Annotated in this window: 13 protein-coding genes and 1 tRNA gene; all 14 read left to right on the top strand. The window is 66.2% G+C overall.

Features of this window, described 5'->3' with window-relative positions:
* The first annotated feature begins 39 nt into the window (after positions 1-39).
* A tRNA-Trp gene (locus tag AB0I18_RS04390) sits at positions 40-112 on the top strand.
* Positions 113-222: 110 nt separating this feature from the next.
* Positions 223-507 carry a preprotein translocase subunit SecE gene (gene secE / locus AB0I18_RS04385; RefSeq protein ID WP_363103834.1) on the top strand — a complete coding sequence of 95 codons (285 nt, stop codon included), beginning with the start codon at positions 223-225 and terminating at the stop codon, positions 505-507.
* A 77-nt stretch (positions 508-584) separates the two neighbouring features.
* Positions 585-1,490, top strand: a complete 906-nt coding sequence (nusG, locus tag AB0I18_RS04380; RefSeq protein ID WP_363103833.1) for a transcription termination/antitermination protein NusG — start codon at positions 585-587, stop codon at positions 1,488-1,490.
* A gap of 178 nt (positions 1,491-1,668) precedes the next feature.
* Positions 1,669-2,103 carry a 50S ribosomal protein L11 gene (gene rplK, locus AB0I18_RS04375; protein WP_010986329.1) on the top strand — a complete coding sequence of 145 codons (435 nt, stop codon included), beginning with the start codon at positions 1,669-1,671 and terminating at the stop codon, positions 2,101-2,103.
* Between the two features lie 77 nt (positions 2,104-2,180).
* Complete coding sequence (gene rplA, locus AB0I18_RS04370; RefSeq protein WP_363103832.1) at positions 2,181-2,906, top strand: 50S ribosomal protein L1; 726 nt, start codon at positions 2,181-2,183, stop codon at positions 2,904-2,906.
* 159 nt (positions 2,907-3,065) lie between these two features.
* Complete coding sequence (locus AB0I18_RS04365) at positions 3,066-3,938, top strand: hypothetical protein (RefSeq protein WP_363103831.1); 873 nt, start codon at positions 3,066-3,068, stop codon at positions 3,936-3,938.
* Positions 3,939-4,268: 330 nt separating this feature from the next.
* Entirely contained in the window at positions 4,269-4,799 is a 531-nt protein-coding gene (gene rplJ, locus AB0I18_RS04360; RefSeq protein WP_363103830.1) for a 50S ribosomal protein L10, read from the top strand.
* 109 nt (positions 4,800-4,908) lie between these two features.
* The gene (gene rplL, locus AB0I18_RS04355) at positions 4,909-5,292 is read left to right on the top strand and encodes a 50S ribosomal protein L7/L12 (RefSeq protein ID WP_363103829.1); all 384 of its coding nucleotides are present in this window, start codon (positions 4,909-4,911) and stop codon (positions 5,290-5,292) included.
* A 606-nt stretch (positions 5,293-5,898) separates the two neighbouring features.
* A complete protein-coding gene (gene rpoB, locus AB0I18_RS04350; protein WP_363103828.1) occupies positions 5,899-9,384 on the top strand; it encodes a DNA-directed RNA polymerase subunit beta in 3,486 nt (1,161 codons plus the stop codon).
* 97 nt (positions 9,385-9,481) lie between these two features.
* Entirely contained in the window at positions 9,482-13,381 is a 3,900-nt protein-coding gene (locus AB0I18_RS04345) for a DNA-directed RNA polymerase subunit beta' (RefSeq protein WP_363103827.1), read from the top strand.
* A gap of 306 nt (positions 13,382-13,687) precedes the next feature.
* Positions 13,688-14,221 (top strand): DUF1707 and DUF4190 domain-containing protein, encoded by a 534-nt coding sequence (locus AB0I18_RS04340; RefSeq protein WP_363103826.1) that lies wholly within the window; start codon positions 13,688-13,690, stop codon positions 14,219-14,221.
* Positions 14,222-15,201: 980 nt separating this feature from the next.
* A complete protein-coding gene (rpsL, locus tag AB0I18_RS04335) occupies positions 15,202-15,573 on the top strand; it encodes a 30S ribosomal protein S12 (protein WP_003948652.1) in 372 nt (123 codons plus the stop codon).
* Positions 15,574-15,575: 2 nt separating this feature from the next.
* On the top strand, positions 15,576-16,046 hold the full coding sequence (rpsG, locus tag AB0I18_RS04330; protein WP_030345396.1) for a 30S ribosomal protein S7: 471 nt from the start codon (positions 15,576-15,578) through the stop codon (positions 16,044-16,046).
* A 39-nt stretch (positions 16,047-16,085) separates the two neighbouring features.
* Complete coding sequence (gene fusA, locus AB0I18_RS04325; RefSeq protein ID WP_363103825.1) at positions 16,086-18,215, top strand: elongation factor G; 2,130 nt, start codon at positions 16,086-16,088, stop codon at positions 18,213-18,215.
* Positions 18,216-18,327: the final 112 nt, after the last annotated feature.

The following is an 18,327-nucleotide window of genomic DNA, read 5'->3' as shown; positions in this document are numbered from 1 at the left end:
CGAGCACTCGGGCGGATGCGGTACGTTGAAGGGAAACAAAGGGTCGTAGCTCAATTGGTAGAGCACTGGTCTCCAAAACCAGCGGTTGGGGGTTCAAGTCCCTCCGGCCCTGCTACACACACCTTTCGCCAGGCTGTGTGCGCATGTACGTACTGCAATTGCACCGCCGTGCGGCTCATACCGGGCGCGGCACGGCCACGACCCGGAATCAGGTGAGGACGAGTGACGGACGCCGTGGGCTCCATCGACATGCCTGATGCCCAGGATGAGGCGCCGGAGTCGAAGAAGGGCCGCAAGGGCGGTAAGCGGGCCAAGAAGGGCCCACTGAAGCGCCTTGCTCTCTTCTACCGCCAGATCGTCGCGGAACTCCGCAAGGTTGTCTGGCCGACTCGCAATCAGCTGACGACGTACACCACAGTGGTGATTGTGTTCGTTGTCATCATGATCGGTCTGGTGACTCTGATTGACTTCGGACTCGACAAGGCTGCCAAGTACGTCTTCGGCTGAGCCAAGCGCGAAGGGCGCCGTACCCGGCGCCCCCTTTCGCGTGTTCCACCCCCATGATCCAGGAAGAAGCAGCCACCGTGTCTGACCCGAACCTGAACGACGCCATCGATTCGGTCGAGTCCGTTGAGGACGAGCTCGACATCGTCGAGGGCTCGGACAACGAGGAGCCGGACGAGGTCGAGGCTGCCGACGCCGAGGCCGGCGAGGCTGCCGAGGACGCTGCCGTTCACGTCGAGGACGAGTCCGGCGGGGACGTCGAGGGCTCCGAGGACGAGATCGTCGCAGAAGACTCCGAGGCAGAGGCAGCAGACTCCGAGGACGAGGCCACCGCAGAGGAGGCCGAGCCCGAGGAGGAGTCCGAGCCGGTCGATCCTGTCACGGCCCTCCGCGAAGAGCTTCGCGCGCTGCCCGGCGAGTGGTACGTCATCCACACGTACGCCGGTTACGAGAACCGAGTGAAGACCAACCTCGAGCAGCGTGCCGTCTCACTGAACGTCGAGGACTTCATCTTCGCGGCCGAGGTGCCGCAGGAAGAGGTCGCGCAGATCAAGAACGGCGAGCGCAAGACCGTCCGGCAGAACAAGCTCCCCGGCTACGTGCTGGTGCGCATGGACCTGACGAACGAGTCCTGGGGCGTCGTCCGCAACACCCCCGGCGTCACCGGCTTCGTGGGCAACGCCTACGACCCGTACCCGCTGACCCTGGACGAGATCGTCAAGATGCTCGCCCCGGAGGCCGAGGAGAAGGCCGCCCGCGAGGCCGCCGAGGCCGAGGGCAAGCCGGCTCCGTCCCGCAAGCTCGAGGTCCAGGTGCTGGACTTCGAGGTGGGCGACTCGGTCACGGTCACCGACGGCCCGTTCGCGACGCTGCAGGCGACCATCAACGAGATCAACGCCGACTCGAAGAAGGTCAAGGGCCTCGTCGAGATCTTCGGCCGCGAGACCCCGGTCGAGCTCAGCTTCGACCAGATCCAGAAGAACTAGCGCCTTCGGGCACCTTCTGGAACACATGCCTCCGACCAGGTCAGACAGGCTCTCGCAGCCCGTCTGACCTGCTCGGTTTTTGGCCGCAGACAGATACCCGTTATCGTTGTGCGGTATGCCTCCATCCGGATGATCCGGAACGGAGGCTGGAAACTCTCACTAGGACCCGGAGAGAGCAATGCCTCCCAAGAAGAAGAAGGTCACGGGGCTCATCAAGCTCCAGATCCAGGCCGGCGCGGCCAACCCGGCTCCGCCGGTCGGCCCCGCGCTGGGCCAGCACGGCGTCAACATCATGGAGTTCTGCAAGGCCTACAACGCCGCGACCGAGTCGCAGCGCGGCTGGGTCATCCCGGTGGAGATCACGGTCTACGAGGACCGCTCCTTCACCTTCATCACCAAGACCCCGCCGGCCGCGAAGATGATCCTCAAGGCCGCGGGTGTGGAGAAGGGCTCCGGCGAGCCGCACAAGACCAAGGTCGCCAAGATCACCCAGGCGCAGGTCCGCGAGATCGCCACCACGAAGTTGCCCGACCTGAACGCCAACGACCTGGACGCCGCGTCGAAGATCATCGCCGGCACCGCCCGTTCCATGGGCATCACGGTCGAGGGCTGACCTCCACCCCGTAGAAGAACCGTGGAAGGGCCTGCTCGGCCCGCACCACGACTCCTCAGAAAACATCAGGAGCAGCAGTGAGCAAGCGCAGCAAGTCTCTCCGCGCTGCGGACGCCAAGATCGACCGGGAGAAGCTCTACGCCCCGCTCGAGGCCGTCCGTCTCGCCAAGGACACCTCCACCAGCAAGTTCGACGGCACCGTCGAGGTCGCCTTCCGCCTGGGTGTTGACCCGCGCAAGGCCGACCAGATGGTCCGTGGCACCGTGAACCTCCCGCACGGCACCGGTAAGACCGCCCGGGTCCTGGTCTTCGCGACCGGTGACCGTGCCGAGGCAGCGACCGCCGCGGGCGCCGACATCGTCGGCTCCGACGAGCTCATCGACGAGGTGGCGAAGGGCCGTCTGGACTTCGACGCCGTCGTCGCCACCCCGGACCTCATGGGCAAGGTCGGCCGCCTGGGCCGTGTCCTCGGCCCGCGTGGTCTGATGCCGAACCCGAAGACCGGCACCGTGACCCCGGACGTGGCCAAGGCCGTGAACGAGATCAAGGGCGGCAAGATCGAGTTCCGCGTCGACAAGCACTCGAACCTGCACTTCATCATCGGCAAGGCGTCGTTCGACGACACCAAGCTGGTGGAGAACTACGGCGCCGCGCTCGACGAGATCCTTCGTCTGAAGCCGTCGGCCGCCAAGGGTCGCTACATCAAGAAGGCCGCGATCAGCACCACGATCGGCCCCGGCGTTCCGGTCGACCCCAACCGCACCCGCAACCTCCTCGTCGAGGAGGACCCGGCCGCCGTCTGAGCCTGACGCTCACCCGGCAGCCGGCGTCGCGCACGCGATTCCATGGCGGGCCCCGCAACCTTTCGAGGTGCGGGGCCCGTTGTCGTTTTGGGGGATGGGGGTGCCATTGCCCCGGGGCGGGGTTAGCGTGAAGATCACGGGGCGTACTGGGGGGTATGGATGACGCAGCACAGGATCGTGGCGCGGGTCGTGCCTCCGATCGTGGTGACCGTCGCGCTGGCGGTGGTGACGGCGTGCAGCTTCTCGGGCGCTTCGGAGGACCGGTCCGAGGAGACCCGGGGCGCGAGTCACCGGGCGGACGCCGCGTCGGTCGCCGCGCTGCGCGCCGCCGAGGACGCCATCGACCGGGCCGGCTCGGCCCGTATAGCGTCCACGACGGCCATGGGCGACACGCTCTCCATGAAGACGGACGGAGCCCTCGGCTGGGCCGGCGCCTCGACCGGGAAGCTCGTGCTCACGTACACGGGTGGCCAACTGGCCGAGACCATGCGGGAACTGAGCGGCACCTCGATGGAGGCCCGACTGCTGCCCGACGCCTACTACGCGAAGGTCGGCGACAAGTTCGCGGCGCGGATGCACGGCAAGCACTGGGTGAAGTACGCCTACAACGATCTGGAGAGCCTGCCGGGGGGCTCGGGCACGTATCTGAAGGACCAGCTCCAGAACACCGCCCCGGTCCAGCCGGTCAAGCTCCTGCTCGCCTCCGGGGACGTACGGAAGGTCGGCGAGGAGAAGGTGCGCGGCGAGCACACCACGCACTACTCGGGCACGGTGCGTGTGGCGGATCTCAAGGGGGCCGACGCCCTCAAGGAGCAGCTGCAGCAGGCCGGGGTCACCTCCGAGACGGTCGACCTCTGGGTCGGCGACGACGACCTCCTGGTCAAGAAGGTCGAGAAGGGCGAGCTGGTTTCCGGCTCGATGTCCTCGACGGCGTACTACAGCGACTACGGCGTGGAGGTTTCCGCCGAGGTGCCCCCGGCGGGCGACACCGCCGACTTCAAGGACCTGATGCCGACCAAGCCGGCGACCTGAGCGCGAGCGCCTGGCCGGAGGTCCGAAACCCCGTCGGCCTGGACGGCTGACGGGCGGATTTGCTTGACAGCCGTCCGTTCCCGTAACCTTCCGAGGAAGCCAAAGACCGCTGGTCGTTGCCGTGCGCTTGCAAGAGGGCGCGGTGGCCGAAGGATCCGCTGAAACTGCGGACGACCCGCGTAGGTGACCGTGGATGAACTCCCGGACAGTCCCGTACTCGCGTACGGGTTTCGTTCGGTCGAGTCACGCCCCGTGCGCCTGCGCCGGGGCGTTTCGTTTTGCCAGTCTCCTTCTGAGCGGTCCTCATCACCCGGAAGGAGGCCACGCTCTATGGCAAGGCCCGACAAGGCTGCCGCGGTAGCCGAGCTCGCGGACCAGTTCCGCAGCTCGAACGCCGCCGTGCTGACCGAGTACCGGGGTCTTACCGTGGCGCAGCTCAAGACGCTGCGTCGTTCGCTCGGTGAAGACACCCAGTACGCCGTGGTGAAGAACACGCTGACCAAGATCGCGGCCAACGAGGCCGGGATCTCCACGCTCGACGACCTGTTCAACGGTCCGACAGCGGTTGCCTTCATCACCGGTGACCCGGTGCTGTCGGCGAAGGGTCTTCGTGACTTCGCCAAGGACAACCCCAACCTCGTCATCAAGGGCGGTGTCCTTGACGGCAAGGCGCTGTCCGCCGACGAGATCAAGAAGCTTGCGGACCTCGAGTCCCGCGAGGTTCTGCTCGCCAAGCTGGCGGGCGCCATGAAGGGCAAGCAGACTCAGGCTGCGCAGCTCTTCCAGGCGCTTCCGTCGAAGTTCGTCCGCACCGCGGAAGCGCTTCGCGTCAAGCTCGACGAGCAGGGCGGTGCCGAGTAATTCGGCTCGCGCAGTGACCGCCGTCTGAGACGACGGTCGTAGCGGGCCGAACGTACGCCCGCCTCACCAGTACATCCGGCACCTGCCGAAATAGTGGAAGGACGCCATCATGGCGAAGCTGTCCCAGGAAGAGCTGCTCGCGCAGTTCGAGACCCTCACCCTCATCGAGCTCTCCGAGTTCGTGAAGGCCTTCGAGGAGAAGTTCGACGTCACCGCCGCCGCCGCGGTCGCCGTCGCCGGCCCCGCCGGCCCGGGCGCCGTTGCCGAGGTCGCTGAGGAGCAGGACGAGTTCGACGTCATCCTCACGGGTGCCGGCGAGAAGAAGATCCAGGTCATCAAGGTCGTGCGTGAGCTGACCTCGCTGGGCCTGAAGGAGGCCAAGGACCTCGTCGACGGCGCTCCGAAGCCCGTCCTCGAGAAGGTCGCCAAGGAGGCCGCCGAGAAGGCTGCCGAGTCCCTCAAGGGCGCCGGCGCCTCCGTCGAGGTCAAGTGACCCGACTTCCGTGACCACGGCCTTCACGTAGGGCTGTAACGCGGACGCACCTAAGAGCGATCACCCATCTGGGTGGTCGCTCTTCGGCGTTCGAGGGGGCCTTGCGGCGGCTGCCTTGCGTGGTCGGACGCGACGAGTATGGTGATCTTCGTTCGTGCCTCCGGGCGCCCAGGTGACGGGCGGCGGGACGGGCTGCAAGTGACGATGGCAGCACCCGGTTCGGGCATAGGGGGCCTTGACGAACCGCACGCAGCGCGCAATTCTCAGGACGCGTCGTCACAACGATCCGGATCCGAGGCATGGATCGGTGGCGAAGAGGGCAGTATCGATGTGCATCGAGGGCGTGGCTTGCAGCAGGGGTTGAGAACAACGAGGGTCTTCAAAAACCCGCACTGGACATCAGTGGGCCTAGTGGCTACACTGACCCTTTGCGCTGCCTGTTAGCTGCCTCCTGCCCGTCACCAGGGGCATGCCCTCGCTTGAGCACAGTGGATTGGAACCGCCCTGACCTGGCCTTCTCTGGCTGAGTCGGGAAAGGTCTGTCTCTGTGTCCGGCTTGGGACCGGTACGCGCGTAGTGAGTCCGAGCCCTCGGAAGGACCCCCTCTTGGCCGCCTCGCGCACTGCCTCGACCGCGAATACGAACAACGGCGCCAGCACCGCCCCGCTGCGCATCTCCTTTGCAAAGATCAAGGAGCCCCTCGAGGTTCCGAACCTTCTTGCGCTGCAGACCGAAAGCTTCGACTGGCTGCTCGGCAACGACGCGTGGAAGGCTCGTGTCGAGGCGGCTCTGGACAGTGGACAGGACGTCCCCACCAAGTCAGGTCTGGAAGAGATCTTCGAGGAGATCTCGCCGATCGAGGACTTCTCCGGGTCGATGTCCCTGACGTTCCGCGATCACCGCTTCGAGCCTCCCAAGAACTCGATCGACGAGTGCAAGGAGCGCGACTTCACGTACGCCGCCCCGCTCTTCGTCACCGCCGAGTTCACCAACAACGAGACCGGCGAGATCAAGTCCCAGACGGTGTTCATGGGCGATTTCCCGCTCATGACCAACAAGGGCACCTTCGTCATCAACGGCACCGAGCGTGTCGTCGTGACGCAGCTGGTCCGTTCGCCGGGTGTCTACTTCGACTCCTCCATCGACAAGACGTCCGACAAGGACATCTTCTCCTCCAAGGTGATCCCCTCCCGGGGCGCCTGGCTGGAGATGGAGATCGACAAGCGCGACATGGTCGGTGTCCGCATCGACCGCAAGCGCAAGCAGTCCGTCACCGTTCTCCTGAAGGCTCTCGGTTGGACGACCGAGCAGATCCTGGAGGAGTTCGGCGAGTACGAGTCCATGCGCGCCACCCTGGAAAAGGACCACACCCAGGGTCAGGACGACGCGCTCCTCGACATCTACCGCAAGCTGCGTCCGGGCGAGCCCCCGACCCGTGAGGCCGCGCAGACGCTGCTCGAGAACCTCTACTTCAACCCCAAGCGTTACGACCTCGCCAACGTCGGCCGCTACAAGGTCAACAAGAAGCTGGGCGGCGAGGCCCCGCTGGACGCCAGGGTCCTGACCGTCGAGGACATCATCTCGACGATCAAGTACCTGGTGAAGCTGCACGCCGGTGAGACCGAGACCGTTGGCGACAACGGCACGTCGATCGTCGTCGAGACCGACGACATCGACCACTTCGGCAACCGTCGTCTGCGCAACGTCGGCGAGCTCATCCAGAACCAGGTCCGTACGGGTCTGGCTCGTATGGAGCGCGTCGTCCGCGAGCGCATGACGACTCAGGACGTCGAGGCGATCACGCCGCAGACCCTGATCAACATCCGGCCGGTCGTCGCCTCCATCAAGGAGTTCTTCGGCACCAGCCAGCTGTCGCAGTTCATGGACCAGAACAACCCGCTCTCGGGTCTCACCCACAAGCGCCGTCTGAACGCGCTCGGCCCGGGTGGTCTCTCTCGTGAGCGGGCCGGCTTCGAGGTCCGTGACGTGCACCCCTCGCACTACGGCCGCATGTGTCCGATCGAGACCCCTGAAGGCCCGAACATCGGCCTGATCGGCTCGCTCGCCTCCTACGGGCGGATCAACGCGTTCGGCTTCGTCGAGACGCCGTACCGCAAGGTTGTCGACGGTGTCGTCACCGACGACGTCGACTACCTGACGGCCGACGAAGAGGACCGGTTCGTCATCGCGCAGGCCAACGCGACGCTGTCCGAGGACATGCGCTTCACCGAGGCCCGCGTCCTGGTCCGCCGTCGTGGCGGCGAGGTCGACTACATCCCGGGCGACGATGTCGACTACATGGACGTCTCGCCGCGCCAGATGGTGTCGGTCGCGACCGCGATGATCCCCTTCCTGGAGCACGACGACGCCAACCGTGCCCTCATGGGCGCGAACATGATGCGCCAGGCCGTGCCGCTGATCACCGCCGAGGCTCCCCTCGTCGGTACGGGCATGGAGTACCGCTGCGCCGTCGACGCCGGTGACGTCATCAAGGCGGAGAAGGCGGGTGTGGTCCAGGAAGTCTCCGCGGACTACATCACCGTCGCCAACGACGACGGCACGTACACCACCTACCGGGTGGCCAAGTTCTCCCGTTCCAACCAGGGAACCTCGGTCAACCAGAAGGTCGTCGTCGACGAGGGCGACCGGGTCGTCGAGAACCAGGTTCTCGCCGACGGTCCGGCCACCCAGGAAGGCGAGATGGCGCTGGGCAAGAACCTGCTCGTCGCCTTCATGCCGTGGGAGGGTCACAACTACGAGGACGCGATCATCCTGTCGCAGCGCCTCGTGCAGGACGACGTCCTCTCCTCGATCCACATCGAGGAGCACGAGGTCGACGCCCGTGACACCAAGCTCGGCCCCGAGGAGATCACCCGGGACATCCCGAACGTCTCCGAGGAGGTCCTCGCCGACCTCGACGAGCGCGGCATCATCCGTATCGGTGCCGAGGTCGTCGCCGGCGACATCCTCGTCGGCAAGGTCACGCCCAAGGGTGAGACCGAGCTGACCCCCGAGGAGCGCCTGCTCCGTGCGATCTTCGGTGAGAAGGCGCGCGAAGTGCGCGACACCTCGCTGAAGGTGCCGCACGGCGAGATCGGCAAGGTCATCGGCGTCCGCGTCTTCGACCGTGAAGAGGGCGACGAGCTGCCGCCGGGCGTGAACCAGCTGGTTCGTGTCTACGTGGCGCAGAAGCGCAAGATCACGGACGGTGACAAGCTCGCCGGCCGGCACGGCAACAAGGGCGTCATCTCCAAGATCCTTCCGATCGAGGACATGCCCTTCCTGGAAGACGGCACGCCCGTCGACATCATCCTCAACCCGCTGGGTGTCCCGTCCCGAATGAACCCGGGACAGGTCCTGGAGATCCACCTCGGCTGGCTCGCCAGCCGCGGCTGGGACGTCTCAGGCCTCGCGGACGACTGGGCGCAGCGCCTCCAGGGCATCGGCGCCGACAAGATCGAGCCCGGCACGAACGTCGCCACCCCCGTCTTCGACGGTGCGCGTGAGGACGAGCTGGCCGGTCTGCTGCAGCACACCATCCCGAACCGCGACGGCGAGCGCATGGTGCTTCCGTCCGGCAAGGCGCGGATGTTCGACGGCCGCTCCGGCGAGCCGTTCCCGGAGCCGATCTCGGTCGGCTACATGTACATCCTCAAGCTCCACCACCTGGTCGACGACAAGCTCCACGCCCGTTCGACCGGTCCGTACTCGATGATCACCCAGCAGCCGCTGGGTGGTAAGGCCCAGTTCGGTGGCCAGCGCTTCGGTGAGATGGAGGTGTGGGCGCTCGAGGCTTATGGCGCCGCTTACGCCCTCCAGGAACTGCTGACCATCAAGTCCGACGACGTGACCGGCCGCGTGAAGGTCTACGAGGCCATCGTCAAGGGCGAGAACATCCCCGAGCCCGGCATTCCCGAGTCCTTCAAGGTGCTCATCAAGGAAATGCAGTCGCTCTGCCTCAACGTGGAGGTGCTGTCCTCGGACGGCATGTCCATCGAGATGCGCGACACGGACGAGGACGTCTTCCGCGCCGCGGAGGAGCTCGGTATCGACCTGTCCCGGCGCGAGCCGAGCAGCGTCGAAGAGGTCTGACGGGTCTGGCCGGGGCTCCTTGAACAAGAGCCCCGGCTAACCCCGGACCCCAGTCAGACCAGTGAAGAATCGACCCCGAAAGAGGGATTGACGACAAGTGCTCGACGTCAACTTCTTCGACGAGCTGCGGATCGGCCTTGCTACCGCTGACGACATTCGTCAGTGGTCACACGGTGAGGTCAAGAAGCCGGAGACCATCAACTACCGCACGCTCAAGCCCGAAAAGGACGGACTCTTCTGCGAGAAGATCTTCGGTCCGACCCGGGACTGGGAGTGCTACTGCGGCAAGTACAAGCGTGTCCGCTTCAAGGGCATCATCTGCGAGCGCTGCGGCGTCGAGGTCACTCGCGCCAAGGTGCGTCGTGAGCGGATGGGCCACATTGAGCTGGCCGCTCCCGTCACCCACATCTGGTACTTCAAGGGCGTTCCGTCGCGGCTGGGCTACCTGCTCGACCTCGCCCCGAAGGACCTCGAGAAGGTCATCTACTTCGCCGCGTACATGATCACGTACGTCGACGACGAGCGCCGTACTCGTGACCTGCCCTCGCTGGAGGCGCACGTCTCCGTCGAGCGTCAGCAGGTCGAGAACCGTCGCGACTCCGACCTGGAGAACCGCGCCAAGAAGCTCGAGACCGACCTGGCCGGGCTCGAGGCCGAGGGTGCCAAGGCCGACGTGCGCCGCAAGGTGCGCGAAGGTGCCGAGCGGGAGATGAAGCAGCTGCGCGACCGTGCGCAGCGCGAGATCGACCGTCTGGACGAGGTGTGGACCCGCTTCAAGAACCTGAAGGTCCAGGACCTCGAGGGTGACGAGCTGCTCTACCGCGAACTGCGTGACCGCTTCGGTACGTACTTCGACGGGTCGATGGGTGCCGCGGCGCTGCAGAAGCGCCTGGAGTCCTTCGACCTGGAGGAGGAGGCCGAGCGCCTCCGCGAGATCATCCGTACCGGCAAGGGCCAGAAGAAGACCCGTGCGCTGAAGCGGCTGAAGGTCGTGTCTGCGTTCCTGCAGACCTCCAACAGCCCCAAGGGCATGGTCCTCGACTGCGTCCCGGTCATCCCGCCGGACCTTCGCCCGATGGTGCAGCTGGACGGTGGCCGCTTCGCGACCTCCGACCTGAACGACCTGTACCGCCGTGTGATCAACCGGAACAACCGCCTGAAGCGGCTTCTCGACCTCGGTGCTCCCGAGATCATCGTGAACAACGAGAAGCGCATGCTTCAGGAGGCCGTCGACGCGCTCTTCGACAACGGCCGTCGTGGTCGCCCGGTCACGGGCCCCGGCAACCGTCCGCTGAAGTCGCTGTCCGACATGCTCAAGGGCAAGCAGGGCCGCTTCCGTCAGAACCTGCTCGGCAAGCGTGTGGACTACTCCGCGCGTTCCGTGATCGTCGTCGGCCCGCAGCTCAAGCTGCACCAGTGCGGTCTGCCGAAGGCCATGGCGCTCGAGCTCTTCAAGCCGTTCGTGATGAAGCGCCTGGTGGACCTGAACCACGCGCAGAACATCAAGTCGGCGAAGCGCATGGTCGAGCGCGGCCGCACGGTCGTGTACGACGTCCTGGAAGAGGTCATCGCCGAGCACCCGGTTCTGCTGAACCGTGCGCCGACGCTGCACCGCCTCGGCATCCAGGCCTTCGAGCCGCAGCTGGTCGAAGGCAAGGCCATCCAGATCCACCCGCTCGTCTGCACCGCGTTCAACGCGGACTTCGACGGTGACCAGATGGCCGTGCACCTGCCGCTCTCCGCGGAGGCGCAGGCCGAGGCCCGCATCCTGATGCTGTCCTCGAACAACATCCTCAAGCCCGCCGACGGCCGTCCGGTGACGATGCCGACCCAGGACATGGTCCTCGGTCTGTTCTTCCTGACGACCGACGGTGAGCTGCGCAACGTGAAGGGCGAGGAGCGCTCCTTCTCGTCCGTCGCCGAGGCGATCATGGCGTTCGACGCCGGTGAGCTCTCGCTGCAGTCGCGGGTGGACGTCCGCTTCCCGGTGGGTACCATCCCGCCGCGTGGCTGGACCCCGCCGGCGCGCGAGGAGGGCGAGCCGGAGTGGCAGCAGGGTGACACCTTCCGCCTGAGGACGACCCTGGGCCGCGCGCTCTTCAACGAGCTGCTGCCCGAGGACTACCCGTTCGTCGACTACGAGGTCGGCAAGAAGCAGCTCTCCGAGATCGTCAACGACCTCGCCGAGCGCTACCCCAAGGTCATCGTGGCGGCGACGCTCGACAACCTGAAGGCGGCCGGCTTCTACTGGGCGACCCGTTCCGGCGTCACCGTGGCCATCTCCGACATCGTCGTTCCCGAGGCGAAGAAGGAGATCGTCAAGGGTTACGAGGCGCAGGACGAGAAGGTCCAGAAGCAGTACGAGCGCGGTCTGATCACCAAGGACGAGCGCACGCAGGAGCTCATCGCGATCTGGACCAAGGCGACCAACGAGGTTGCCGAGGCGATGAACGCGAACTTCCCGAAGACCAACCCGGTCGCCATGATGGTCAGCTCGGGCGCTCGCGGAAACATGATGCAGATGCGTCAGATCGCCGGTATGCGTGGTCTGGTGTCGAACGCGAAGAACGAGACCATCCCGCGTCCGATCAAGGCGTCCTTCCGTGAGGGCCTGTCCGTGCTGGAGTACTTCATCTCCACGCACGGTGCCCGTAAGGGTCTTGCGGACACCGCCCTGCGTACCGCCGACTCGGGTTACCTCACCCGTCGTCTGGTGGACGTGTCGCAGGACGTCATCATCCGCGAGGAGGACTGCGGCACCGACCGCGGTCTGCGTCTGGAGATCGCCGAGCGGGGCGCCGACGGTGTCCTGCGCAAGGCGGAGAACGTCGAGACCAGCGTGTACGCACGTGCGCTGGCCGAGGACATCACCGTCGACGGCAAGGTGCTGGCCCCGGCCAACACCGACCTGGGCGACGTCCTCATCGACGAGCTCGTCAAGTACGGCATCGAGGAGGTCAAGACCCGCTCGGTCCTGACCTGCGAGTCCGCCGTCGGTACCTGCGCCATGTGCTACGGCCGTTCGCTGGCCACCGGCAAGCTGGTCGACATCGGTGAGGCGGTCGGCATCATCGCCGCCCAGTCCATCGGTGAGCCCGGCACGCAGCTGACGATGCGTACCTTCCACACCGGTGGTGTGGCGGGTGACGACATCACCCAGGGTCTGCCCCGTGTCGTCGAGCTCTTCGAGGCTCGTACGCCGAAGGGTGTCGCCCCGATCTCCGAGGCGGACGGTCGCGTCCGTATCGAGGAGACCGAGAAGACCAAGAAGATCGTCATCACCCCCGACGACGGCAGCGACGAGACGCCCTTCCCGATCTCGAAGCGTGCCCGTCTGCTGGTGGGCGAGGGTGACCGCGTCACGGTGGGCCAGAAGCTCACCGTGGGTGCCACCAACCCGCACGACGTGCTGCGGATCCTCGGTCAGCGCGCGGTCCAGGTCCACCTGGTCGGCGAGGTCCAGAAGGTCTACAACTCGCAGGGTGTGTCGATCCACGACAAGCACATCGAGATCATCATCCGGCAGATGCTGCGCCGTGTGACGATCATCGAGTCGGGCGACGCGGAGCTGCTGCCCGGCGAGCTGGTCGAGCGCGGCAAGTTCGAGACCGAGAACCGTCGTGTGGTCACCGAGGGCGGTCACCCCGCCTCCGGCCGTCCGCAGCTGATGGGTATCACCAAGGCCTCGCTCGCCACCGAGTCGTGGCTGTCGGCGGCGTCCTTCCAGGAGACGACCAGGGTTCTGACGGACGCGGCGATCAACGCCAAGTCCGACTCCCTGATCGGCCTCAAGGAGAACGTCATCATCGGTAAGCTCATCCCGGCCGGTACGGGCCTGTCCCGCTACCGCAACATCCGGGTCGAGCCGACCGAGGAGGCCAAGGCCGCGATGTACTCGGCCGTCGGCTACGACGACATCGACTACTCGCCGTTCGGCACGGGCTCCGGCCAGGCCGTTCCGCTGGAGGACTACGACTACGGTCCGTACAACCAGTAAGGCGTACGTCTGCTGACGGGCGGCCACTCCGTTTCTTACGGGGTGGCCGCCCGTCGGCGTGTCGGGGTGTGCTCCGGATGAGGCTGCGGGCGATGCGACCGCCCTTCGGGTCGCGGAGGGACGCCGGGGGACGCCCGGGAGCCCGCAGAGGCTTGTAGGGCCGTAGAAGGGCACCAGGGGCGTCGCGGTGGTTCACGGTGGTTCACGGTGGTTCAGGACTGCGAGTTTTTGGGGTGGGGGAACCGATGCCCGGCGTGGCGCGTTGGAGGATGATGGAGGCGCAACCAGTACCGGGGGAGTGTTCTCGTGACGAATCCGTCGTGGCAGCCGGCACCGTGGCAGACGCAGGGCGGTCCGCCGCTGCTTGCCGCCCATGCCGATCGTGAGCGTGCTGTGGATGTTCTTCGGGCGGGCTTCGGTGAGGGCCGCCTCCAGCAGGAGGAGTTCGAGAAACGGGTCGCGAAGGCCTACCAGGCGCGCACGGTGGGGGAGCTGACCCTGCTGGTGGCCGACCTGCCGCAGGGGCCCGCGCCCGTGCAGCAGGGCCCCGCGCTCACCCAGTCGGCCATGGTGCCGAGAACCTTCATGGCCGTTCCGCCGCCGGAGACGAACGGCAAGGCCATCGGCTCGATGGTCTGTGGCGTGCTGTGCTCGATGACGTTCGGCCTGACCGGAATCCCCGCGGTGGTCCTGGGGCACAAGGCGCGCACCGAGATCCGCCGCACTGGTGAGCAGGGCGACGGCTTCGCGATCGCCGGTCTGATTCTGGGCTGGCTGTCGGTGGCCGGATGGGCGCTGCTGCTGATGCTCATGGTGGTGGCCGGGGCCAGCTCCGGTTGAGCCGTACCGGGCTGGAGCTCGACCGGCCCCCTGGGCGGCTGAGCGGCGGGCCGGGAAGTACGGTCGGGTGCGCCTGAGCAGTGGCCGGTGAAGCGGAGCTGCTTCCGGGCGTGCGTGAACGGCGGCTGGTCGGGCTGGGCCCTGCTACCGGGTCGGCGCGAACGGTGGCTGGGCTCTCCGGGCCTGAGTCTGGGCCGGCGTGAACGGGCCCGCTTGCGGTGCGCCTGAGCGGCGGGTCAGGTGACGCGGGGCTGTTTCCGACGAGCGTGAAGAGTGGCTGGCCGGTCCTGGTCTGCTACCGGGCGAAGCTGAGCGGTGGGATTGGTCGGCCGGGGGCTGTTTCGGGCGATGCTGAGCGATGGCTGGTCGGTCCGGGCCTGCTTGTGAGGGATGCTGAGCGGTGGCTGGTCGGTCCGGGCTTGCTTGTGAGGGATGTCGAGCGGTGGCTGGTCGGTCCGGGGTCTGTTTGCGGGGGATGCCGAGCGGTGGCTGATCAGCCCGGGGCCTGCTTGCGGGGGATGCCGAGCGGTGGCTGATCAGCCAGGGCCTGCTTGCAGGGGAAGCTGGGCGGGTGGCTGGTCGGTTCGGGGACCGAATCCCGGGGAGCCTGAGGTTGAGGTCGGGCCGAGTCGGGGCGGGCCGGGGGTGGGCCAGGTCGGGGGGCTTTTCGGGGGGCTCCGGGCATCGTTCGGCTTAGCTCGCGCAGCGGTTCTGGGGGGGGTTTCTCGTCCGGCGTGTCCGGGGCGGGGGTATTTGTTTTGACCGCAGCGTATGAGGTAGGTACGCTCAGACCTTGTGCCTGGGGTGTGCCCTGGCTTCTGTGCGTGCCTTTGAACCGCATGGGGAGCTGTAAGCGGCCACCGTAATCTGCGCCCTTTTCGCCTCGCGGCGAGAGTCTGCAGTATTCGACACACCCGACCGCGTGGGTCGGAGATGTTCCAGGTTAGCTTCACACTCGGCACACAGAAACCGGAGAAGTAGTGCCTACGATCCAGCAGCTGGTCCGGAAGGGCCGGCAGGACAAGGTCGAGAAGAACAAGACGCCCGCACTCGAGGGTTCGCCCCAGCGTCGTGGCGTCTGCACGCGTGTGTTCACGACCACCCCGAAGAAGCCGAACTCGGCCCTGCGTAAGGTCGCGCGTGTGCGTCTGACCAGCGGGATCGAAGTCACCGCTTACATTCCGGGTGAGGGACACAACCTGCAGGAGCACTCGATCGTGCTCGTGCGCGGCGGCCGTGTGAAGGACCTGCCCGGTGTTCGTTACAAGATCATCCGCGGTTCCCTCGACACCCAGGGTGTCAAGAACCGCAAGCAGGCCCGCAGCCGCTACGGCGCCAAGAAGGAGAAGTAAGAATGCCTCGTAAGGGCCCCGCCCCGAAGCGCCCGGTCATCATCGACCCGGTCTACGGTTCTCCTCTTGTCACCTCCCTGATCAACAAGGTGCTGCTGAACGGCAAGCGCTCCACCGCCGAGCGCATCGTGTACGGCGCCATGGAGGGCCTGCGCGAGAAGACCGGCAACGACCCGGTCATCACGCTGAAGCGCGCGCTTGAGAACATCAAGCCGACCCTTGAGGTCAAGTCCCGCCGCGTCGGCGGCGCCACCTACCAGGTGCCGGTCGAGGTCAAGCCCGGCCGTGCCAGCACGCTGGCGCTGCGCTGGCTGGTCGGTTACTCCCGCGCCCGTCGCGAGAAGACCATGACCGAGCGTCTGCTCAACGAGCTTCTCGACGCTTCGAACGGCCTCGGTGCGGCCGTCAAGAAGCGCGAGGACACCCACAAGATGGCCGAGTCCAACAAGGCCTTCGCGCACTACCGCTGGTAGTCGCTACCCACATCGAGACCGAGAGAAGACCGAAGCCTTATGGCTACTACTTCACTTGACCTGGCCAGGGTCCGGAACATCGGGATCATGGCTCATATCGACGCGGGTAAGACGACCACCACCGAGCGGATCCTCTTCTACACCGGCGTCAGCTACAAGATCGGTGAAGTCCACGACGGCGCTGCCACCATGGACTGGATGGAGCAGGAGCAGGAGCGTGGCATCACGATCACCTCTGCTGCGACCACCTGTCACTGGCCGCTTGAGGACAACGACTACACCATCAACATCATCGACACCCCGGGGCACGTCGACTTCACGGTCGAGGTGGAGCGCTCGCTGCGCGTCCTCGACGGTGCCGTCACGGTGTTCGACGGTGTCGCGGGCGTTGAGCCGCAGTCCGAGACGGTGTGGCGTCAGGCCGACCGTTACGGCGTGCCGCGCATCTGCTTCGTGAACAAGCTCGACCGGACCGGCGCGGAGTTCCACCGCTGCGTCGACATGATCTCGGACCGCCTTGGTGCGCAGCCGCTGGTCATGCAGCTTCCGATCGGCGCCGAGATGGACTTCAAGGGCGTTGTGGACCTGGTCCGCATGAAGGCGCTCGTGTGGTCCGCCGAGGCCGCCAAGGGCGAGATGTACGACGTCGTCGACATCCCGGCCACCCACGCGGAGGCTGCCGAGGAGTACCGCGGCAAGCTGATCGAGGGCGTCGCCGAGAACGACGAAGAGATCATGGAGCTGTACCTGGAGGGCGTCGAGCCCACCGAGGAGCAGCTGTACGCCGCGATCCGTCGCATCACCATCGCGTCCGGCAAGTCCAACGACACCACGGTCACCCCGGTGTTCTGTGGCACCGCGTTCAAGAACAAGGGCGTCCAGCCCCTGCTCGACGCGGTCGTGCGCTACCTGCCGACCCCGCTCGACGTCGAGGCCATCGAGGGCCGCGACGTCAAGGACCCCGACGTGGTCGTCAAGCGCAAGCCGTCCGAGGACGAGCCGCTGTCCGCCCTCGCGTTCAAGATCATGAGCGACCCGCACCTGGGCAAGCTCACCTTCGTCCGGGTCTACTCGGGCCGCCTGGAGACTGGCACCGCGGTGCTGAACTCCGTCAAGGGCAAGAAGGAGCGCATCGGCAAGATCTACCGCATGCACGCGAACAAGCGTGAGGAGATCGCGGCGGTGGGCGCCGGCGACATCGTCGCCGTCATGGGCCTGAAGCAGACCACCACCGGTGAGACGCTGAGCGACGACAAGCACCCGGTCATCCTGGAGTCCATGGACTTCCCGGCGCCGGTGATCCAGGTCGCGATCGAGCCCAAGTCCAAGGGTGACCAGGAGAAGCTGGGTGTCGCCATCCAGCGTCTCGCGGAGGAGGACCCCTCCTTCCAGGTTCACTCGGACGAGGAGACCGGCCAGACCATCATCGGTGGTATGGGCGAGCTGCACCTCGAGGTGCTGGTCGACCGTATGCGCCGTGAGTTCAAGGTCGAGGCCAACGTCGGTAAGCCGCAGGTCGCGTACCGTGAGACGATCCGCAAGGCCGTCGAGCGCGTGGACTACACCCACAAGAAGCAGACCGGTGGTACCGGTCAGTTCGCCAAGGTGCAGATCGCGATCGAGCCCATCACCGAGACCGACGGTCCGGCGTACGAGTTCGTGAACAAGGTCACCGGTGGCCGTATCCCGCGGGAGTACATCCCGTCGGTGGACGCCGGTGCGCAGGAGGCCATGCAGTTCGGCATCCTCGCCGGGTACGAGATGACGGGTGTCCGCATCACGCTTCTCGACGGTGCCTACCACGAGGTCGACTCCTCCGAGCTGGCGTTCAAGATCGCCGGTTCGCAGGCCTTCAAGGAGGCCGCGCGCAAGGCCAGCCCCGTGCTGCTCGAGCCGATGATGGCCGTCGAGGTCACCACGCCCGAGGACTACATGGGCGAGGTCATCGGTGACATCAACTCCCGCCGTGGTCAGATCCAGGCCATGGAGGAGCGTGCCGGTGCCCGCGTCGTGAAGGGCCTGGTCCCGCTTTCGGAGATGTTCGGCTACGTCGGCGACCTCCGCAGCAAGACGTCGGGTCGCGCGAGCTACTCGATGCAGTTCGACTCCTACGCCGAGGTTCCCCGGAACGTCGCCGAGGAGATCATCGCGAAGGCCAAGGGCGAGTAACTCACCGAGGCAATCTCAATCGAGTTCACACCTTAGGCTTGACTCCGGAGCCTGCTGGGGCATTCCGCCACAACCGTGGCGGAGTGTCCCGGGCCCCGGCTTTCCAGCAAAG

Source organism: Streptomyces sp. NPDC050704, assembly GCF_040654355.1.
Classification (GTDB): domain Bacteria; phylum Actinomycetota; class Actinomycetes; order Streptomycetales; family Streptomycetaceae; genus Streptomyces.
The sequence above is the reverse complement of the archived record's forward strand: the minus strand, read 5'-3'. Positions and strand labels throughout refer to the sequence as shown.